Annotated in this window: 13 protein-coding genes; 4 read left to right on the top strand and 9 right to left on the bottom strand. The window is 62.3% G+C overall.

Going from position 1 to position 18,486, the window contains the following annotated elements:
• Window positions 1–230: 230 nt before the first annotated feature.
• A complete protein-coding gene (locus LJD17_RS12220) occupies window positions 231–461 on the bottom strand; it encodes a DUF2934 domain-containing protein (protein WP_227384464.1) in 231 nt (76 codons plus the stop codon).
• A 137-nt stretch (window positions 462–598) separates the two neighbouring features.
• The gene (locus tag LJD17_RS12215; RefSeq protein ID WP_227384463.1) at window positions 599–877 is read right to left on the bottom strand and encodes a hypothetical protein; all 279 of its coding nucleotides are present in this window, start codon (window positions 875–877) and stop codon (window positions 599–601) included.
• Window positions 878–1,479: 602 nt separating this feature from the next.
• Here LJD17_RS12215 and LJD17_RS12210 point away from each other — a divergent pair.
• Window positions 1,480–2,019 carry a hypothetical protein gene (locus LJD17_RS12210; protein WP_227384462.1) on the top strand — a complete coding sequence of 180 codons (540 nt, stop codon included), beginning with the start codon at window positions 1,480–1,482 and terminating at the stop codon, window positions 2,017–2,019.
• Window positions 2,020–2,442: 423 nt separating this feature from the next.
• Window positions 2,443–2,637, top strand: coding sequence for a hypothetical protein (locus LJD17_RS12205; RefSeq protein ID WP_227384461.1), 195 nt, complete (start codon window positions 2,443–2,445; stop codon window positions 2,635–2,637).
• Between the two features lie 529 nt (window positions 2,638–3,166).
• Here the strand turns inward: LJD17_RS12205 and LJD17_RS12200 are convergent.
• Window positions 3,167–4,210: a YihY/virulence factor BrkB family protein gene (locus LJD17_RS12200; protein WP_227384781.1), complete on the bottom strand. Its 1,044-nt coding sequence runs from the start codon at window positions 4,208–4,210 to the stop codon at window positions 3,167–3,169.
• A 468-nt stretch (window positions 4,211–4,678) separates the two neighbouring features.
• On the opposite strand from LJD17_RS12200, the gene LJD17_RS12195 reads away from it, so the two are divergent.
• Complete coding sequence (locus tag LJD17_RS12195; protein WP_227384460.1) at window positions 4,679–6,457, top strand: SLC13 family permease; 1,779 nt, start codon at window positions 4,679–4,681, stop codon at window positions 6,455–6,457.
• On the opposite strand, the gene LJD17_RS12190 is transcribed toward LJD17_RS12195, so the two are convergent.
• From LJD17_RS12190 to LJD17_RS12180, 3 genes are all read right to left on the bottom strand, one after another.
• Window positions 6,454–7,662: a sensor histidine kinase gene (locus LJD17_RS12190; RefSeq protein ID WP_227384459.1), complete on the bottom strand. Its 1,209-nt coding sequence runs from the start codon at window positions 7,660–7,662 to the stop codon at window positions 6,454–6,456. The genes LJD17_RS12195 and LJD17_RS12190 overlap by 4 nt on opposite strands.
• Window positions 7,663–7,745: 83 nt before the next feature.
• Window positions 7,746–8,063, bottom strand: coding sequence for a DUF1330 domain-containing protein (locus LJD17_RS12185; RefSeq protein ID WP_227384458.1), 318 nt, complete (start codon window positions 8,061–8,063; stop codon window positions 7,746–7,748).
• 102 nt (window positions 8,064–8,165) lie between these two features.
• The gene (locus LJD17_RS12180) at window positions 8,166–9,167 is read right to left on the bottom strand and encodes an adenylate/guanylate cyclase domain-containing protein (RefSeq protein WP_227384457.1); all 1,002 of its coding nucleotides are present in this window, start codon (window positions 9,165–9,167) and stop codon (window positions 8,166–8,168) included.
• Between the two features lie 728 nt (window positions 9,168–9,895).
• Here LJD17_RS12180 and LJD17_RS12175 point away from each other — a divergent pair.
• Window positions 9,896–10,462, top strand: a complete 567-nt coding sequence (locus tag LJD17_RS12175) for a DUF1003 domain-containing protein (RefSeq protein ID WP_227384456.1) — start codon at window positions 9,896–9,898, stop codon at window positions 10,460–10,462.
• 652 nt (window positions 10,463–11,114) lie between these two features.
• On the opposite strand, the gene LJD17_RS12170 is transcribed toward LJD17_RS12175, so the two are convergent.
• From LJD17_RS12170 to LJD17_RS12160, 3 genes are all read right to left on the bottom strand, one after another.
• The gene (locus LJD17_RS12170) at window positions 11,115–11,351 is read right to left on the bottom strand and encodes a hypothetical protein (protein WP_227384455.1); all 237 of its coding nucleotides are present in this window, start codon (window positions 11,349–11,351) and stop codon (window positions 11,115–11,117) included.
• Window positions 11,352–11,532: 181 nt separating this feature from the next.
• Complete coding sequence (locus LJD17_RS12165; RefSeq protein WP_227384454.1) at window positions 11,533–12,246, bottom strand: DUF6998 domain-containing protein; 714 nt, start codon at window positions 12,244–12,246, stop codon at window positions 11,533–11,535.
• Window positions 12,247–12,309: 63 nt separating this feature from the next.
• Window positions 12,310–18,264, bottom strand: a complete 5,955-nt coding sequence (locus LJD17_RS12160; RefSeq protein ID WP_227384453.1) for a DUF3320 domain-containing protein — start codon at window positions 18,262–18,264, stop codon at window positions 12,310–12,312.
• Window positions 18,265–18,486: the final 222 nt, after the last annotated feature.

The raw sequence follows: 18,486 nt of genomic DNA, 5'->3' as shown, positions 1-18,486 counted from the left end.
CGAGCCCGACGACGTTCAGCGCGCACCCGCCCGCCGAGCAATGCTCCGGCTCGATCGAATGTGCCGTCGATCGGAATAGGATCGATCCGTGCGTGCGATCAGTCGGCGTGAACGTGCTGAAGTTGGAAGGCTTCACTTTGATCGAGGCATCGTCAGCCGACTTTGCGGCAGCGGTCTTTCCCGCCAGAACCGCCTGTCATCGCCAGTCTACATGGCTCTGAAATCGATCTCTAGCCTGGGCCGTCCGATCCGGAGCCGCTCTTCGCGGAAGCAGCATAGGCGCTGACGCTTTTACTGATGTCGCTAGCGCTTCCTTCACCCTTCAGCTCACGCTCGGCTTGACGCCAAAACTCCGCCGCGTAACCTTCTGGGCAACCGCGTTTTTTCCAAAGCTCGAAGGCGCGCTGTCTTACTTGGTCCTCGGTGAATTTGGTGCTCGGCTCCATTTGCGTTTCCTTCATTCGTTTTCTTCCTGGAAGTAAACAAGCCAAGCCGTGCTGCGAGTCCTCAGCTATTGATATTTGCATGACCTCAGCTACTCACCAGCGGATGCATTGGTGCTCGCGGCTGCTGATGAGGGTTCAATCGGCGAGGCCGTTCACCACAGAGGCGGCTGATCTCCGCCTCCAGTGGGCGGCTCTTCGTGAGCTGCTGTCAACTCCCGAGGATCGACCCTGACCGCCTGCACCGAGGCGTGGTTCCCTTGACGAAGTGGCAGGTAAATGGTGGTCGCAACTCGCCGGTAGGCCAGGAACGACAGTCCCTCGATCAGTTCCTCGTCAATGTCGATCGTGTATGCGCCGGCGGGCTGTAAGCCATCAACAGCCATCAGTGAGAACGGGTGATCGAAACTAATGGTTTTTCGTGTCGTACGCATGAGTTGCTCCTAAGCCGCGATCTTCTCGGTGCAATCTTTGGCAACCTAGCTCGCGCCTTCCGTGGTGCCTGGCATCGTCGGCCCCCGTTCTTCAAGACCATATCGCCTCTGCTCCAGGACAAGGCGCCTTGATTGCAGCAATGCGCTCGGCAAGCTGGGGATCGCGCTTTGACCGATCGACGCAGATCAGGGACAAAGCCGTGACCACAGCGGTTTTTCACTGATCAGAGGCTATCGTGCGGACGGTTCCGTTAGTCACCCAACCGCCCCAGGAGAACCCGACGGTGCAAGAGCGGCAGCGCACAGGCGGCGCCGTGGAGTCCAGGCCTCAGCCACTCTGGGGTCTGCATAGGGTTTTCTTGGGGCGAATTAATCAGAAGTCTATGCATTCTCACAAATCAGCATAACACAAACAAGTAGCTTATTTGGTTTTTATTTCGCCTTGTGGGCCTGTTTAGTCAGGCGGCAGAGTTCCATATCTTACTAAGGATCTACGTGCATGTCCGTATACCGCAGACACTCGCCGCCACACGGGCATTGCAGCTTCGGTTGAGCTTGGCCGAGGGCGTTCATTGAGGCAACTCTGCATCGAGGAGGTCGCCATGAGATTCCTGATCCAGTTCAAACGGTTTCGACGCGGTGTTCCCGAGGTCATCGGAACTCTGCCTATTACTGCTGCCGATGGTGCCGCCGCTTTGGCATTCGCCCGGAGCCCCGCCGGAATGAGGCGCTGGCCAGTGCGGACCGATGCTCTGCGTGTGATGGATGATGGTGGCCGCACGCTGCTCGATTGGACAGTGCCGGTAGAGATTGCGCAGCCGGTGACCTATTCACCCAGACCTGTTCCGGCTAAGGCTGCCGGTAAAGAACCGCGCCCAGCGCCTCTCATGCTGGCCGAGCACCCGGAGGAGAGCCCATCAACGCCCGCCCGGGGTCTGCACCGTTTTGCTGTGGGACAGGCCGTCTCTTACGCGGAGGACGGCCGGCCCGAGGTCTGGAAAGGCGGCTATGAGATCGTCAGGCTCGATGATCCGCGCGACGAACCGCAATACGCGATCAGAAGCGCAGATCAGTCCTACGACCGGATCGTGCGTGAGCACGAACTCCGCGAGGACCTGGGCGCCCGCGCTCGTGGCCGTTAAGGCTCCTCTCCGGTTTCCGTCTGGTTCGGGCAGGAACCTGCCCAAGCTGCCGTGGAGGCATGACGTAGCCGAGCCGTGGCTTCACGAAGGAAAGTGAGCGAGACATGATACAGGACATCCTCAGTTTGACGAAATCCATCATCCGCAAGTTTTGGGGTGCGTTGGCGCCTGCCCCAGCTCCCGCCGTGCAACCACGACCGCAGCTCAACGGAAGGCGAGGCTACGGAGACGACAGCATCAAACTGCCCGACTGAGGTCTGAGAGCACAGCGTTCGCTGTCGACATCAGGCGCTCCCATTGTCTGAACGGCGGACCTTTCCCTGACCTTGGCTTCAACTTCAGCGTTCCTGGTCTGGAGATGCGGTTTTCCGGAACAGGGGGGAGATCGCTGGTGTTACTCTCAGGGCAGCCTTGGAGGTTGATATGAAGGACCAAGACATGGTGCTCTCTATCATCGTCAACGCCATCCAATTTGCCCTCCAGCACGCGCAGAAGGCTCCCAATCAGCCCGGAGCTGTCATATCGACCGAGGAGAGGGTGGATCTCGCAAGAGCAATCTTAACCGCGCTTTCTGAACAAGGATTCGAGATCACACGAGCGCCGTCGCAGCCCCGCTAATCTACCGCCAGACGAAGAGGGTTCAGTAAAGAGCGCTCCTTTAGAAGGGTACATCCCTATGAACACTAAAACTCGACCAAGCCTGCCCAAGGGCAAGCCCAAGAACGGCATCTCACAATGGGACAACGAGGGAGGCGCTCCTTCGTCTGGCGATCGGTCACGAAAGCAGGGTGGCGGGACCGAAAAACCCGATAAGCCTGCCAAGAAGGCCTCGTGAACTCGCAGGAGATCCGACAAGGAATTCAGACCTTCTGGGCCAGCATCGTGAACTCAACGTCGCTGGTGGTCTTCTCACGGGAGAGACTGCACCTCGCCTCGGCTCTCCCGATGAATTCTGACGTGGTTCGAGACGCAGATGGCTCTGCCGCCGTCAGCCGCAGTCAGGTTGCTTCCGCCATCTGAACCGAGTGAGGCGCGAGACCGGGGCATCATGATCCTGATAGCGCAAGTGGGATCCTCCCGCCTCCGGCTGTGTTTGCCGGTCCTGAGGATGAGCGGTGTCTCCGGACGCGATGTTACGGCGATCGGGTCAGACATGTGATTGGCCGACGTGATCCGCCATGTTGGCTCCGCGAGATCCGAGCGGCTTGGATGGGCCTTCCGTGCTGTCTTTGGCAGTCTGGTGTTCCATCTCGGCGTTGAGGGCGGCGCCGAGCAGGACAATTACCACCGACAGCCAGATCCAGATCATGAAGCCTACGCCAGCGCCAAGCGAGCCATAGGTTTTGTTGTAGCTGTCGAAGTTGGCGACGTACCAGGAGAACAGCATCGACGCCGCTAGCCAGAGCACGGCCGCCATAGCGCTGCCCCAGGTCACCCAACGCCATTTGGCATCTTGGCGGCTTGGGCCGTAGCGGTAGATGACGGCCAGCCAGGCAAAGACGACAACGAACAGGGCAGGCCAACGCAGAATGCTCAAGAGCCGGCCGGCCGGGGTCGCGAAGCCCATGAAGGTGAATACGACAGGCGCCACGACCACCGCGCCGATGGCCAGGATAACAACGCCAACCATACCGAGCGTGAGCAGGAACGTCGTGGCGTAGAAGCGCAGCAAGCTGCGCTTCTCCTTCTCGCCATAAACTACATTGAGCGCATCGAAAAGGGCCGCAACGCCCGAGTTCGCGCTCCAGAGCGCCACCAGAAAACCCACCACGAAGGCAAGGCTGAGCGTGTCGCTGTCCTGGGCGATGATCAGGCCGATCTGCTCGCCAATGAGTTCCAGCACGCCGCCGGGCAGAATGCCGGCGAGAAGCGACAGGTGACCCCTGATTGCGCTGGTATCGGCAAAGAGCCCGTAGAGCGACACGATTGTGGCGACGGCCGGGAACACCGCCAGCAGTGCAAAGAATGCGACCCCACCTGACGTGGACAGGATCCGGTTCTCCGGGACCGACCGCACCATGCGCCAGAGGATGTCCTTCCAGCCCCGCGCCGGGATCTCCCCGGGGGTGTTGGCATCGCGTCCCCGGCCAAGCTCACGGGCGCGGGCCCGATCGTCCGACGGCTCGCAGCGGGCCGCCTTCTCGCCGACGCTGGAACGCCAATCCTCTGCCTGTTCATTCATCGGAGCCATCGCTTCCTGATCCGGTTTCGGCAGAATATCAGGTTCGGAAGCGCCTCGCTGCTCCAACACGACGCCTCTTGGCCCCGCGGCCCGCCGCGAACACGGTGCAACCAGCAGAGGCAGCAGGACTGCCCTGAGAGCGCCAACAGGGGCACCGATGGCGTCGCCGCTGAAACTATCGGTGAAGGAGAACAGGGCAGCGGCAGGAACCCCCGGGTTGAAAGGGAGCACTCTTCTGCTGAGATTGACCATGCTTGTACATTCTTTCTTTGAGGAATCTGAGTTCCTCGGGCGGATTCAAAGTCGACAGATGTTGTAGGACAAAGCTCCATGAGCGGTGATAGGCGATCACGAAGGGATTGTGGCGTCGGCATCGGTCAGATGAGATTCGAGACCCTGCACGGTGTAAACATGACAGCAGGACGGATCAGGAACTCGCGCGGGCTCCTTCTCCGCAGCGCGGTCTAAGGCAGAACGATGACGCAGGACCAGACCTTCGCCTTCGCCATACTGGCCGGAATGATGGCTCTGTTCGTTTGGGGGCGGCTGCGCTACGACCTTGTCGCTGTTCTGGCGCTCCTGGCTGCGGTGTTCACCGGCGTTGTCCCCCATAAGGCGGCTTTCTCCGGCTTTGGTGACGATATTGTCATCATTGTCGCGAGTGCGCTCGTCGTCAGCGCCGCCGTCGCACGCTCTGGCGTGATGGAGGCGGCCCTCCATCGGGTCTCGCCTTACATCACCTCGGTGCAGAGCCAGATTGTCGTTCTTGTGGCAGCGGTCACGATCCTGTCCGCCTTTGTCAAAAACATCGGCGCGCTCGCGATGATGATCCCGGTGGCATTCCAAATGGCGCGTCGCTCCAATGCCTCCCCCTCGTGCTTTCTCATGCCAATGGCCTTCGGGTCTCTGCTCGGCGGTCTGATCACCCTTGTCGGCACGTCACCAAACATCATCGTCTCTCGCGTGCGTGAGGACCTGACGGGGCAGCCTTTCGGCATGTTCGATTTCGCCCCCGTCGGTCTCGGCCTTGCGGCGGCCGGCGTGGCGTTCCTCGCCTTCGGCTACCGGCTTCTGCCCGGCGGTCGCAAAGCCGCGGGGACCATGGACGAGGCAATCAACCTCACCGACTACATGACGGAAGCGCGCGTTGCGGCGAATTCGCCGATGATCGGGAAGACGGTCAGCGACTTGGCAAACGCATGTGACAACGAGGTCCTGGTCACTGGGATCGTTCGGAACAAAACCGAGCACATGGCACCCCTGCCGGATGCTGTCCTTCGCAAGGGCGATATTGTTCTCCTTGAGGGCGATCCGGAAGCGCTTGAGCGGGCGGTCGCCCGCGCTCACCTGGAGCTCGAAGGGGACGACCGGCCCACGCGAGGCAAGGGGGCAGGCGAAGAGATCGGAGGAATCGAGGCCGTCGTTGGGCCGAGCTCGGCGCTGATCGGTCAGACGGCTAAACGCATGGCGTTGCACGAGCGCTTCAATATCAATCTCCTGGCCGTCAGTCGCAGCGGCGAGCGATTCACCGAGCGCCTGCGCGACATCACCTTGCAGACCGGCGACGTTCTCGTGCTGAAGGGCGATCTCACCCGGCTTCCGGACAAGCTGAAGGAACTCGGCTGTCTGCCGCTGGCCGAGCGCGAAATCCGCCTGGGCAATGTCCGGCAGGGTCTCGTCCCGGTGGTGGTCCTGGCGAGCGCCATGGGGCTCACGGCCTTTGGCGTGCTGCCCGTCGCCACCGCCTTCTTCACCGCCGCCGCCCTGACGGTCCTGCTCGGGGCACTCTCGCTCCGGGAGGCTTACGAAGCGATCGATTGGCCCATTCTGGTGATGCTCGGGGCGCTGATCCCGGTCAGCGACGGGATCCGTACGACCGGTGGTGCCGATCTCGTGGCCGGATGGCTCTCGCTGCTTGCCAGCACCTTGCCATCCTATGGAGCGCTCGCGCTGATCATGATGGCGGCCATGGCCGTGACGCCGTTCCTGAACAATGCGGCCACGGTGCTGGTGATGGCTCCCATCGCGGTGACTTTTGCCGGACAACTTGGCTATAAACCTGACGCCTTTCTCATGGCGGTTGCGGTCGGTGCAGCCTGCGACTTCCTCACGCCCATAGGACACCAGTGCAACACACTCGTGATGGGGCCGGGCGGCTATCGCTTCGGCGACTACTGGAAACTGGGGTTACCGCTCTCCGCCATTGTCATCCTAATCGGGGTGCCGCTCATCCTGTTCGTGTGGCCGCTGACCTAGCCAGCAGGATCGTTGCGCTCAGACGTGAGCGGAAACCGCACTTGAATCCGTGTCCTCCGATCCCCATCGATCGCCAGGGTGCCGTTAAGACTACGAGCCATGCCTTCGATCAGGCGCATGCCCATTGACCCTGTGCGCCGTGTGGCGGGAAGACCCACGCCGCTATCCTCAATGAAGAGGAGCACATCCTCTCCCTGACGGTGCAGCCCGACCCGAATGGTGCCGCGCCGCTTGTCGGGGAAGGCGTGCTTGAGCGCATTGGTGATTGCCTCCCCCGCGATCAACGCCACGTTGATGGCGCGATCAACATCCAACGTGATCTCATCAGCGTCGCTCGTGAGGTCTATGCGCTGATCCTGGGGGCTCCGGAGATGGCCAAAGTTCCGGCATAGCTCCGTCAGGTAGCCTGCCATATCGACCGCCTGCACGTCGCTGCTGTCCTGCCGGTAGAGAAGCTCGTGAATGCGGGCGAGATGATCCAGGCGCTGGATGGCATTCTCCAACGCCTCTGAAACCTCAGGATTGTCCTGTCGCCCGATCTGAAGGCGCAGAATCGAGATCGCCATGGCGATGCTGTTCTTGGCCCGATGGTTGACCTCATGCAGCAACACGCTCCTTTGGCTCAGAAGCTGATCCTTCTCGCGGAGGCTTTCCGTCAAAATCGCTTCCAGAGTCCGCCTGCGGTCGACTTCATTCTGGAGCGTTTGGGTCCGCTCCTTGACCCTTGTCTCCAGAACCGCGTTCAGGCGCTGGGTGCGACGCTCGGCTTTGACGCGGCGGGTGATGTCCCAAAACGACGCGAAGTGCTGGATAACGCGGCCTTGCTCATCATGGACGGGGCTGACGAACTGTGCCGCCCAGACCTCGCGGCCATCTTTGGCGCGAAGCGCCACCTCAAGGGTGAGAGGTTCGTCGGCTTGCATGGCAGCCCGGATGAGCCTCTCGGCCTCAGGGCCGGTGTCAGGACCAGTCAGAAAGAAATAGTTCCGGCCCAGAACCTCCTCACGGGTATAGCCGAAAAGGTCGATGAAGGATTGGTTCACATAGACAATGGGATTCCCGTCAATGCCGGGATCAGTCACCACCATCGGCATGCGGGTGGCCTCGACCGCTGCCACGAATGGGCCGCCGCGATGCTGAACAGTATTGATTTCCGCTTCGGCTCTTCCCTGGTCGGTGTCGGCGGATTTTGGGTCGGATTCCAATTCTCGGTGCTCCGGCTGACGGCGCATATTGCGCCGTTGGTTGACTCTTCGTCGGCTCACTAGCCTCCCACGCGGCTCTGGTCTCACGTGTGAAATGGCTCGGGCGTGAATGGCGAGCGCTCCACCAGCAGAATCTTGGCCGCCACGCCGACTGACCGGAGACCTTCGAGAACTCTCTGCATCTGCTCGGATGCGTGCGCCTTGCGAGCATCCTCCACAGTTTGGAACTCGAGCAGGGTGATCGTGTCGGGGCTGGCTCCGTCAGCAGTGCGATAGGCCATGAAGGACACCGCACCCGGGATTTGCAGAAGCTCGGCAATCCAGTCCCGGACCCGCTGGTTATAATCGTTCCAGCGATGCGAGTCGGTCGGGCGGTCATACTGAAACATGACAAAGGCCATGGGATATCTCCCCGAGAACTCGGGCTATCACAGCACACTGGAGCAATCCGTCATAGCGCTCTGAGGGATGCCCCTCTGTTCAGCCGCGTGGTCTCGCAAGGATCAGCCCGAGCGGCGATGGCTCGTGAGTTCATTGGCATTGATCACGCGCGCCAAGAGGTCTTGCAGGGTCTCCCGCTCCCGCTCCGACAGGGCAGCCATCACCCGATCCCGCGCAGCAAGGATCGCCGGGTATAACCGTGCATAGAGTTCGTGTCCTTCTGGCGAGAGGCTGAGGAGACGCGTGTTGCGTCCGTGTTTCCCCGATGTTCGGGCGACGAACCCGAGAAGCTCCAGGTGCCGGACCATCCGCTGGGCACTGGCGAGGTCGATACCGATCCGCTCGGCCAGTCGCCGCTCGTCGATGTTAGGCGCATCGTGGAGGGAGGCCAGCACCGCAGGCTCGACCAGTGTCAGGCCCTCGGGCTTGGTCACACCCACCAGCGCGTGGTTCAGAATGGTGTGGAAGCGTCGCCCCAGGTTGAACTCACTGCGGCGGTGAACCGGTGGCAGCGCCCGAGATAGCGGATGATCCGTGGGATGGGCCAAATACGCCCGGATGGGCGCATCCAAGTTTTTCACCAGTTGTGTCCCAAGGTCGTCGAAGGCCAGCGGCAGCACCTTGGACACGTAGTCATACGCCGTTCCTGAGAGGCAGACCAATCCCGGCTGTGCCAGCTTCTCCATGCGGGCTGCAATGTTCACTCCATCACCAAACATGTCGCCGTTGCGGATCATGACCTCTCCAACGTGAATGCCGATCCGGAAGGTCAGCCGGCGTTTCTCAGGGGTTTCCTCATTAGCCGCAGCGATCCTCTCCTGAATGCCAATCGCACATTGGACCGCATCAACGACGCTCGGGAACTCAGCGAGAATACTGTCGCCTGCCGTGTTGGCCGTGCGGCCGCCGTACTGGGTGATGTGCCGATCCATGACCTCGCGGCGAGAGTTGAGCAGAGCCAGAGTTCCGGCCTCATCGGCATTCATCAGGCGCACGTAACCTGCCACGTCAGCGTAGAAGATCGCGGCGAGGCGGCGGTGCATGACTGATGAGCGCTTGTTCATTGTCGGGCACTGCCCTTCCTAGGCCTGTCCAGACCCGTGTCGCGTCGGCAGAGCCTCTCGTCTACAGGACAATCGGCCAGTGCAGGGTCTCGTTCCTAACCGACCGGCGACACCAGCGAAATTGCACGGACCCGCGTTCGCGATCAGGGTTCTCTCACCCATGGGAGCGGAGCGCCAGCGTGAAGACGGCGAGAATGCCAGCGATCAGAAGGAGCGAAATCAGCGCCTGGGAAAGCATCACATGAATCCCAAGATCACGGCTCCGCAGAACAGGAAGGCCAGAGCCGCAACGAGGATCGTTTCGTTTTCGTAAGAAATGTAGGATCTGATTCTCTGAATCATGATGCACTCCTAACTTTGGTGAAGTATACACGCTTATCTGACCTAAGTATATGATTGCCTCAAACTGGGAGTTATTCGATGATCTCGAAGAGAAAGGCAATACTTGGGCGTAATTCAAGAGATTGGAATTTGAAAATGGGATCACGATGCTTCTCTGATATTCTTGGATCTCGCGTGGATTATGTGCCCGGCGGGGTCCGATTGATGCGCCTAGCAAGTAGGTAGCCGCCGTCCGATCTTTGGAAGAGTGGCACGGGTCGCAGGGTGCAATAGAAGGTTTTCTTGATCACCTTGGATACGCCACGGGCGCGAACGGCAAGCCTCCTCCAGTCCCCATGTCTAGGGTAGACTGCAATCTCTGATCAGAATGACAGCGGAGGGCGCGTATGGACGAGGTGACTCAACTCGCTCGGCAGTTGCTGGACAGCGGCGTGACGAAATTGTCCGAACGCGAGCAGCGGGTAATTCTCCACATTGCCAAGCATTCGCACATCGCTCAAGATGTGAACAGTGTTCTCGCAGAACAGCAGACACTGGGTGAGCGCTTGGCGGATCGGGTCGCTCGGTTTGGCGGTTCCTGGACCTTCATCACGATCTTCACGGGGATGCTTATCGCCTGGGTTGTCGTGAACAGCCTTGCCTTAGCCAGCTTCGGCGGGGGCTTTGATCCGTACCCTTACATTTTCCTGAACTTGATCCTGTCGATGGTCGCCGCGCTTCAAGCCCCTGTGATCCTGATGTCTCAGAACCGCCAGGCCACCAGGGACAGGTTGGCCGCGAGCCTGGATTATGAGGTCAACCTGAAGGCCGAGGTTGAGATCATGGCCCTGCACGACAAGTTTGACCGCATTCGCGGCGAGCATCTCGAAGGCTTGCTTCACGATCAGACGCAGCGGATTGAGGAACTGGACAAGCTGGTGCGGGCAGCCCTCGCGAAACTGCTCTCAAGCTGACCTGCACCGAATTTGGTCTTTAGCGTCCCGGATTGCCTATGAGCAATGGGGCTGCCACAGGCCTGTGCCGCCGTGCTCTACCGAGACAAGCCCAACGGCATGTACCAGCTCGCGTAAGCCATTTTCGGCTGAGTTGCTGCACCGATCTCGTCACGGCCCTGGCGAAGGTCTGGTGATGGCACGAGGCCGAAGTACACCGAACGTCCGTGATGCGACGATAACCGGACTTTGGGGAACTGCCGATTGCCCGGACTGCATGTCTCGAAAGCCCATCGCACCCGCTCCGTGCGGCATGGGCCTGTGTCTTTCTCGTCTATTCGCCGCCATGTCCCGTGTCGGGCACCGGTACGGAATGGACTTTCTGATGGTAGTGGGTCACATCGCCGATCAGGATCTCGGCAAGTCCATCGATCTCCTGCACCACCCGATCGATCTGACAGTATTCTGGTCCGCCGATGGGGATTCCGCCAACGTCCGCGCGAGGAGATGGCGGGTCGGGCGCAGGGATTTAAGAAGCCTGTCGGCGACCTCCGGCGTCATGAGGCGCCGGGACTTTCTCGAATGGCCGTGTCGCATAGAGTCAAGGCCTCGAAGTTCAGCATTCGCTCGAGCAGATGATGGGACGATGATGCCAACCTGGTGCGAAGTGCCATCAGGTGGTTACACTATGGCTGGAGCCGGCGCGGCCCGACGTGACACCAATCCGCCCGCGCACGTAACCGAAGGACAGGGCTGAGGCCAGACGTTCAATGCGCTGCTCCTGGATCTGCTGTTCGATGAGAAGCGCCTTAATCGCAGTTCTCGGATCGCCGCCGCAGGCCTCGATCACGGCTGTGACATCGACCTCCATCTCGTCCGGGCTGCAAGCAGGCTGAACCTGATCCATCATTGTCACCTCCCTTGAGAGCAGCGACCTTACTGATTCCCGTTATAGCCCGCCACAGAATTGTTCTCTATTTGTTCGCGGCCTGTGGAATGCGTGCGAAACTCCACAATTCCGTAGCGGTGTTTAGGATGCAGGTTCCCCAATGCCTTCTCCAGCTTAAGCTCGAAGAGCGCAGTGATTCCCGCTAGGTAACTGGACGATCGTTACCTAGGTTGAGCGCACGGATCACATCGGCACCGAGGGACTGCGTGTTCTTGGTCTCTCCCTTGGGGTTCAGGAGGCTGACACCAAGGTCGGCAGCAATGGGCCTGAGGACATCTTTGACGACTACGGGCTGGATGACTCCGTCGCGCAGGATGCGGATTGCGCCGCTCTCATATCGGACGATCTCGAAGTCAGAATGTCTCGCTCGCGCTGTGACATGCAGGTCCTCGACGGGGCGCTTCTCCCGTTGGGTTCCCTGTGCGATGGAGTACACGTACTTGCCGTCGCCAAGCCGCATCTTGCCCTTGGCTGACTCTGCGGTTTCATCGAGGAGTTCCTCGACCGAAATACCCAGTTCGTCGTCGACGTTGACGCGAAGGACTATGACCCTGTCGACGTACTCGAACGTCGAGAGATTGAAGGAGACATGGGGGGAGGTGGTGACCGTCTTGACAGAGATACGCTCGTTCGAGGAGGACACGACATCGTATCCCCGCTGGTTGGTTTCGAGGGCCATCTGACCACGGGTGATCATCGCGGCATAGAGTTCGCCGATCCGACCTGTGAGGTGGTTCAACTCGGCCGGAGCCACTCCCCAGCTCAACTCCTTCTCGAACCAGGCGAGTGCCTCGGCAAGTGATTGGATGATCTGGACCTGAGTTAACGTCGGCCTGGGTTTGCTGGATTCCAACATGACTCCAGAGCCAGTCTTTGCTGTAGCGGTTTCTCGTGAGGTCATCCCAAAATCGGACCGCGTCTAGGCCGATCCTCTTGCTAGTCGAAGAGCCGCCTCGAAGCGAGCGCGCGTTCCCTGCTTGATCCGTGATAGCCCGAACTTCTCCGCCATGAGGCGAATGACGACTTCCTCGTCATCCTCATCGGAGGCGAGGCTTGCGGCAAGGCTGGCCAGTTCATGGACGGGGATGTCGCCATGCGTCCGAACACCCGGATCAGACTCCCTAAGTGGGAAGAGACGCCCGGGATCGGTTCCCTCGGGCCAGAAAACGGTGCGGCCGTCCTCGTCGGTGCGTTCGATGCCCTGGGGGACCACCCCGAGCACTATTTCCCGGATCTTGCCCGCCGCCCGTTGGAAACCGTGGGCGCGGGCCAGTCGCTGGACCAGAACGTCATCGAAGATCGGTCCCTCGGTCCGGATCACGTGCCGCACCATCTCCCTGAGCTTTGGGCGGTAGGTGGGGTCGTAGAAGCGCTCTCCGTCGGGGGCATGGCCGCTGTCATCCACCGTTGCGGGGACGTAGATGCCCTGCGGGGTCGGGATGACGATGGCGTCGCTGGGATCGGCCTCCCGGCGGGCGTATATGCGCTGCTCCTCGGGAGCTTTGTTGTCCTGATCAGGGGCGGGCGGCATCGCTTGGACAGCCATCGGAGGAGCGGTATCGGGAACGGGGTCCTCTGATGGCTGCGCGACGGTGGATTCGAGGTGAGGTGCGGAGGCGGCATCGCCTCCGGAAGACGGCTGCCCATCCGAGATCGCTTCCGCCTTGGGAGTGCTGCGGTCCTCCTCGAGGTCGGCCACAAGCTTCGCATGGAGCGCCTCGAAGGCTCGCTCGGCATCCATCCACCATTCGGTGCTCCAGACCCGGCGGATGCGCCATCCGAGCTTGGTGAGGATGTGCTCCCGCAGCCTGTCGCGGTCGCGGGCCGTGGCCGACCGATGGTAGGTCGCCCCGTCGCATTCGATGCCCGCGAGATAACGGCCCGGCGCGTCCGGGTGCACGACCGCAAGATCGACGCAGAACTTGGAGACGCCGATCTGCGTGTGGACTTCCCACCCGTGGGTCTCCAACGCCTTCTTCACGGCATCCTCGAATGGGGATTCGGTGCCGCGTCCCGTCGGGGCGAAGGCCTCCGCCAGGGCACGGGGACCACGCTCAGCGAACTCGAGGAAGTGCTTGAAGTCCCGGATGGCGCGGGCGTTCGTTCGGCTGAGATCGATCTGGTCCGGCCGGAGGGTGGCGAAGACAACCATCTCCCGCCGGGCACGGGTGATCGCCACGTTCAGACGTCGGTAGCCGCCATCCTTGTTGAGGGAGCTGATCGTGGCCACGCCCCGGCCGGGCTGGTCCGGTGCCACAGCGACGGTGAACAGGATCACGTCACGTTCATCACCCTGCACGTTCTCCAGGTTCTTGATGAACACGGGTTCGTGCCAACGGGTGAGGTCGAAGAAGTCCTCCAACTCGGGATAGGCCCGACGCTCCTGGTCGAGCAGGTTCTCCACGAGGCGCTGCTGCTCGGCGTTGAAGGTGACCACGCCCAGCGACTGCTTCCGCTCCCGGAAGGACGAATCCTTCAGCCGTCGGACCACATCGGCAACGACGGCCTTCGCCTCTTCCTGGTTCACGCGGCCCTTGCCACGCTCGTACACGCCCCCGGGAACATGGACGTATCGGACGGCCTGATCCGTCGTGAGCGGGGAAGGGAAGGTCACGAGTTCGCCGCGGTAGTAGTGCTTGTTCGAGAACGCAATCAGGCTCTCGTGCTCACTGCGGTAATGCCAGTCGAGCCGGATCTGCGGGATGTTCGCGGCGAGACACTCATCGAGGATGCTCTCCTGGTCCTCGACATCCGTGCCGTCCTCGATCTCGTCGACGCCACGCTCGCCGACGCTCGTCGGCGGCAACTGCTCGGGGTCGCCCACGATGATCACCTGCTTGCCGCGGGCGATCGCGCCGATGGCGTCCCAGACGGGGATCTGCGACGCCTCGTCGAAGATGACCACGTCGAAGGTGGCACCGTCGGGCGGGAGGTACTGTGCGATGGAGAGCGGGCTCATCATCACGCAAGGCGTCAGCTTCGTGAGCACACTCGGGATCTCGGAGAACAGCCGGCGCACGGGCATGTGCCTTGCGCGCTTCGTGATCTCGCGAGCCAGCGTTCCCCATTCGGGATCCGCCCCGAAGGCGTTGGGGGGTGGGATGTCGCCGGAAAGGTGAGCCTTGATGATTCGCTTCGACAGCTCGACGACCCGCTCGTCAGCCGCCCGGAAACGCGCGATCGCGTCCGCATGGCGGGCGGGGACGAAGGAGCGCAGGACGGCATCGCCGTCCACGATGCGGTCGGCCCACCAGCGGGCATAGGCCGCCTCGAACGCGGTGGCCACCTCCTCGGGCCTGACAGAGCCTTTGGCGATGGCGGCGACCAACGGGCCGAGGCCGAGTTCGGCGGCCTGGCTGCCGGCCTTGTTCCAGAAGCACCATTCCTGCGCCCGGCCAAGGTTCGCTTTCCAGCGGGCCGCGATGGCGACCGTCTCCTCGATCCAATCCGGGCCGTCTGTAAGGGGAACAGGGCCGCCGCCGCGATCGACAAGCCGGGCGACGGCCGTGATTGCGGCCGTGGCAGCCTCCCAAGCCGACAGGCAGTGGCCGGCCGCCTCGGTGCCCACGCCTCCCAGCTCCCATAGGGCATCGTCCGCGAGCAGCCCACGCACGCGCTCGAGCATGAGGGAGCGGTCGAGGCCCAGCGCATCGGCCGCCAGCGAGGATACCTTCCGCGCATGGGCCGCCCACTCGAGCCAACCCTCGACCTCCGCCATGTCGGTGTCGATGCCGTCCCACGACACGCCAACCGCGATGAGGGTCTCGCGGAGCCGCTCCGCGGACGCGCGCACGTCCTTCAGGTCGAGCAGTTTGACGAGTTCCACGCCGAGGTCCGTCGGCACCGGGGACGTGGCGAAGGGCTGCAAGGCCTGGCGCACCTTGTTCTGTCGGCTGCCACGGAACAGGAAATTCGACTCGGACGCGGTCCGCCAGTCCGTGAGGATGGTGCGGAGATCCTCCTTGAACACGGATGCACTGTACGTGCCGGAAAGGCCGCCCTGGATGTCGGCGGCTTTCGTCTTCAAGGATTGCAAGTCCTCGATGGCGGAGCGAAGCGCCGCATGGTCGGCTGCGATGCAGCGGGCTGCCTTGCGAGCCTCGGGACGAGTGAGCAGGGCGGCCAGCAGCGCGACGGCGCGCATCGCGGCATAGGAGTTCGCCCCGGGGACGGCGATAGCGTCGCCAATCCTGCGGGTCGCGTCCCTGAGGGGCCCGATTGCTCTCCCAAGCGCATCGAGGGCGACGGTCAGCTCCGTGCGCCACCCAGGGCTCCATTCCACTGTCCCGATCCCCCGCAGCGGATGCTCGGACGGATCGCCAGCCGCACGGAGCGCTGTGGACAGGTCACGGCACGTCTTGCGGAGGCTGTTGAGGAACGCCTCGTCGTGCGCCGCGTCCGGCCAGTCGAAGACCACGTCCTCGAAGCGGCCGCGGTGGGCCACCACGATCCCGAACGTCTGGTACGCGGACATGCCGTTGGAGCGGCGGGTGTGGAGGGCGGCCACAAGGGCGTTCAGCTCGTTCCTCAGCTCGGCCAGTTCCTCGGCCGCCTCCTTCCACTCGCGCGCGTCCGGGACCGCGCGTTCGTGCCATGAGGTTCTGAGCTGGTTGAGGATCGCCGACTTCTGCGCCTTGGAGGAGTGGACCTCGAGGCAGTAGTCCCCCAGCCCGACGTCAATCAGGCGACGCCGGACCACCTCGAGCGCCGCCGTCTTCTGCGACACGAACAGAACCTTCCGCCCCATCGCGAGCAGTTGGGAGATCATGTTCGTGATGGTCTGGCTCTTGCCCGTGCCGGGCGGGCCGTGCAGGACGAAGTCCTTGCCCCCGGCGGCCGCGAACACCGCCGCGAGCTGGGAGGAGTCCGCCGACAGGGGCGCGAACACCTCCGACGGGTGCCGTTCGTGGTCGAGCCTGGAGGGAGACGGGAAGGGCCTGTCGTCCCCGTACGAGTGCTTCGGGGTATCGACGAGATGGCGGACGACGGAATTCTGCTTGAGCAGGTGCATCCGCTCGACGAGGTCGCGCCACATCAGGAACTTGGTGAAGGAGAAGGTTGACAGGACGACTTCCGGGGTCACCTCCCATCCACGCACGTCGCGCACGTGGGCGCGCACGATGCTCCAGACCTTGGCCACGTCGATGCCCGAACCGTCGGCTGGCAGCTCACCCTCGAGTTCGACCATGCGCAGGTTGAAGTCCTGCCGGAGCATCTCCATCAGGGTCGGATTGAACCGGATCTCGTCCTCGTGCAGGGCCAAGCGGAAGCCGGCCCTCACGCTCGAGCGCTCGAGGGAGACGGGCACGAGGAGGAGGGGAGCCTTGAGTTCCTGCCCTTTGCCCTTCTCGTCCTGCCGCCAGCGCAGGAAGCCCATCGCGAGGAACAGGATGTTCGAGCCGCTTTCCTCGAAGGCGGTGCGGGTCACACGGTAGAGGTCGGTCAGCCGTGCGTTCAGGTCCTTTTCATCGAGCGTCGAATGAAGCTCGTTGCGGGCGATCGCGTCCATGGCCACCTGGCGGCGGGCGTCGGCGCTCGTCCGCTCTTCATGAAGCTTGGCATCGCGAATATCGCTATCGCCCAGCACGTCCGACTTCGGCAGGATCTTGAACCTACGGCCGGAGGATAGGGCGTCCTCCAGCGTGTGGGGCTCGGGGCACTCGATCCGGACCGACTTCGCACCATCCTTGAAGTTGAGCATCTTGTTGCGCAGGGTGAGGTCGAGGAGCTTGCGCTTCCAGCGCTCCAACCGATCGACGTTCCGGTCCTCAACCTCCCGGACGACGATGTCCTCGGGGAAAGTCGGTGCCTCGTCGATGCCGAGGTCGAGTTCGGGTCCCTCCTCCCCGGCAACGGGCGCGGGGGCCACGCCGTCGCCGAGGTCGAGCGGACGGATCTGCGCGGTCCTCGCCCGGGAGACGTCGACGGCGACCTCAAGGGAGGCCTCCGCCTCCTCGTCGATGTGGGCCGCTCCCTTGCGCACAGCATCGCCGAAGCGCCCCGGGGGCGTGTGCGTCAGGTAGGTCGTCTCGACGAAGATGGCCTCGTCGGCATCCCGGCGCTTGCGGAGCGCCTGGACGTCGTCGACGACTGCCATTGGCAGCTCCTCCCGCCGCAGGAATATCCCGACGAATGCGTGCCCCTCGGTCAGGACAACCATCGGATTGAGGCCAGCCTGCTCCAGGGCAGCCGCGTAGATGAGAGTGAGGTCGAGGCAGGTGCCGACCCGCTTCTCAAGGATCTCGGAGGGCGAGCGGACCTTCTGACCCTGCCTCTCGAAGCTCTTCGGAGGGAGAACGTAGGTGAGACGCTTCGCGGCCAAAACCGACCAGATCGCGGCGGCGAGCTCCCATGCCCGATCACGGCGGCCGGAGGTGTAGCCGTCGATGGCATTCGGCTTGCCGGCCGCCGCCAGCTTCAGCCCCGCCTCCCTCAGGATCGCATCGATGGCAGGGTCATTCGGGCGAACGAAGGCCGCAAGCAGTTCGGGGGCAGAGCCTGTGCCGCCCCAATGCGAGGGCGGGAGGAGGCGGATGGACTTCACTGCCCCGGCAAGCTCCATGTCTTGTTCCTTGAGGGTGAACCGGAGCTCACCCTGGACTGCCTCGGTCAACTTGCGCAGGAAGGCGATACTCAGGGGAAGGTTCGGACTGCGGACGTGCTGGGTGGACTTCGCCGGGATGCGATCGATGCGGACAGTCAGGGGAGCCGCGAACTCCGGCTCCGAGGTAACCTCGACCACCAGGTCAGCCAAGTCGCGATCCGCTCCGTTCTCGATAGTGATCTCACGGATGGTAGGAACCGAATTTTGGTGGAACGCCGCAGAGATGTGGTTCGATACCACGATGGAAAGAGAGACTTTCCCGTCAGCCATTCTGATTGCCCGCCCCGAATTGTGATTCGAGGAGGATAGTAAGCGGATTGTGCCTACAGGAAGGGCAAGTATTCCTCAATCTAGGGTAATATGGTCGCGCTCGGTGCCCCGAGGCACTGAGTGACAGAGTTTGCGCATTGTAGCCCGGGCAGTGCAGACTGAATCCTGAGCTCGGACTCGCCGGCAACCCCGGCCAGCCTGCGGCCCGAGCTCATCCTCTGG

The sequence above is a fragment of the Microvirga rosea genome, assembly GCF_020595095.1.
Taxonomy (GTDB): domain Bacteria; phylum Pseudomonadota; class Alphaproteobacteria; order Rhizobiales; family Beijerinckiaceae; genus Microvirga; species Microvirga rosea.
The sequence above is the reverse complement of the archived record's forward strand: the minus strand, read 5'-3'. Positions and strand labels throughout refer to the sequence as shown.

What these genes read in the sequence shown, in the direction of transcription:
- LJD17_RS12220 (WP_227384464.1), bottom strand. Translation starts at nt 461, where the DNA reads ATGAAGGAAACGCAAATGGAGCCGAGCACCAAATTCACCGAGGACCAA.
- LJD17_RS12215 (WP_227384463.1), bottom strand. Translation starts at nt 877, where the DNA reads ATGCGTACGACACGAAAAACCATTAGTTTCGATCACCCGTTCTCACTG.
- LJD17_RS12210 (WP_227384462.1), top strand. Translation starts at nt 1,480, where the DNA reads ATGAGATTCCTGATCCAGTTCAAACGGTTTCGACGCGGTGTTCCCGAG.
- LJD17_RS12205 (WP_227384461.1), top strand. Translation starts at nt 2,443, where the DNA reads ATGAAGGACCAAGACATGGTGCTCTCTATCATCGTCAACGCCATCCAA.
- LJD17_RS12200 (WP_227384781.1), bottom strand. Translation starts at nt 4,210, where the DNA reads ATGGCTCCGATGAATGAACAGGCAGAGGATTGGCGTTCCAGCGTCGGC.
- LJD17_RS12195 (WP_227384460.1), top strand. Translation starts at nt 4,679, where the DNA reads ATGACGCAGGACCAGACCTTCGCCTTCGCCATACTGGCCGGAATGATG.
- LJD17_RS12185 (WP_227384458.1), bottom strand. Translation starts at nt 8,063, where the DNA reads ATGGCCTTTGTCATGTTTCAGTATGACCGCCCGACCGACTCGCATCGC.
- LJD17_RS12180 (WP_227384457.1), bottom strand. Translation starts at nt 9,167, where the DNA reads ATGAACAAGCGCTCATCAGTCATGCACCGCCGCCTCGCCGCGATCTTC.
- LJD17_RS12175 (WP_227384456.1), top strand. Translation starts at nt 9,896, where the DNA reads ATGGACGAGGTGACTCAACTCGCTCGGCAGTTGCTGGACAGCGGCGTG.
- LJD17_RS12170 (WP_227384455.1), bottom strand. Translation starts at nt 11,351, where the DNA reads ATGATGGATCAGGTTCAGCCTGCTTGCAGCCCGGACGAGATGGAGGTC.
- LJD17_RS12165 (WP_227384454.1), bottom strand. Translation starts at nt 12,246, where the DNA reads ATGTTGGAATCCAGCAAACCCAGGCCGACGTTAACTCAGGTCCAGATC.
- LJD17_RS12160 (WP_227384453.1), bottom strand. Translation starts at nt 18,264, where the DNA reads ATGGCTGACGGGAAAGTCTCTCTTTCCATCGTGGTATCGAACCACATC.